At 48.5% G+C, this 1,199-nt stretch carries 1 protein-coding gene; it reads left to right on the top strand.

What is annotated here, in order from left to right; all coding sequences use genetic code 11:
- Nucleotides 1-40: 40 nt before the first annotated feature.
- On the top strand, nt 41-1,192 hold the full coding sequence (locus tag HX884_RS26510) for an IS30 family transposase (protein ID WP_045261367.1): 1,152 nt from the start codon (nt 41-43) through the stop codon (nt 1,190-1,192).
- The last annotated feature ends 7 nt before the right edge of the window (nt 1,193-1,199 follow it).

Here is a 1,199-nt window from a genome sequence, read left to right as displayed (position 1 = left end):
AACAACCATGTGAAAACATGTGGTTGCGGAGGATCGTTTGATGAAACGTACATTTACAGCAAAAGAAAAATCGCTCGTTTTCGACTTGTGGAAGAGTGGGACAGGATTTAGTGAAATAGCTAAGATTCTGGATTCAAAACCCGGAACTATTTTCACCATGTTGAGGGACACCGGCGGCATAAAACCCAATGAGCGTAAGCGGGCCGTCGCACACCTGACCTTGTCTGAACGTGAGGAAATACGCGCTGGCCTGTCAGCCAAAATGAGTATTCGGGCGATTGCTACTGCATTAAGACGCTCTCCTTCGACGATCTCGCGAGAAGTCCAGCGTAATCGTGGCAGGCGCTATTACAAAGCTGTTGATGCTAATAATCGCGCCAACAGGATGGCTAAACGTCCCAAACCGTGTTTGCTGGATCAGAATGAGCCGCTGAGGGACCTTGTTCTGGAAAAGCTGGAATTAAAGTGGTCTCCGGAGCAAATTTCGGGATGGTTAAAACGAACGAAGCCGCGTCAGAAAACGATGCGAATATCAGCTGAGACAATTTATAAGACGCTGTACTTTCGTTGTCGTGAAGCTCTGCACCACCTGAATATTCAGCATCTGCGGCGTTCGCACAGCCTGAGGCATGGGCGACGCCACACCCGCAAAGGGGAAAGAGGAACAATCAATATCGTGAATGGCACGCCAATCCATGAGCGCGCGCGGCATATTGATAACAGGCGCTCTGTTGGACACTGGGAGGGGGATTTAGTCTCGGGCACAAAAAACTCGCATATTGCCACTCTGGTAGATCGTAAATCGCGCTATACGCTTATTCTCAGGTTAAAGGGGAAAGATGCTGTTTCAGTGAATCAGGCTCTTACTGAAAAATTCCTGAGCTTACCGCCCGAACTCAGGCAATCATTGACGTGGGACAGAGGAATGGAGCTGGCCAGGCATCTGGAATTTAGCAGCAGCACGGGAGTGAAAGTTTATTTTTGCGATCCTCAAAGTCCCTGGCAACGAGGCACCAACGAAAATACGAATGGACTAATACGACAGTTCTTCCCCAAAAAAACATGCCTTGCTCAATACACACAGCAGGAGCTGGATCAGGTTGCAGCGCAACTAAACACCAGGCCGAGAAAGACACTGAAGTTCAAAACACCGAAAGAGATAATTGAAAAGGGTGTTGCGTTGACAGGTTGAATCTACA

Origin of the sequence: Enterobacter sp. SECR19-1250, from assembly GCF_013391025.1 — a bacterium.
Lineage (GTDB): Bacteria > Pseudomonadota > Gammaproteobacteria > Enterobacterales > Enterobacteriaceae > Enterobacter > Enterobacter cloacae.
The sequence above is the reverse complement of the archived record's forward strand: the minus strand, read 5'-3'. Positions and strand labels throughout refer to the sequence as shown.

Coding starts and splice junctions, on each gene's coding strand:
- HX884_RS26510 (WP_045261367.1), top strand. CDS start 41: ATGAAACGTACATTTACAGCAAAAGAAAAATCGCTCGTTTTCGACTTG.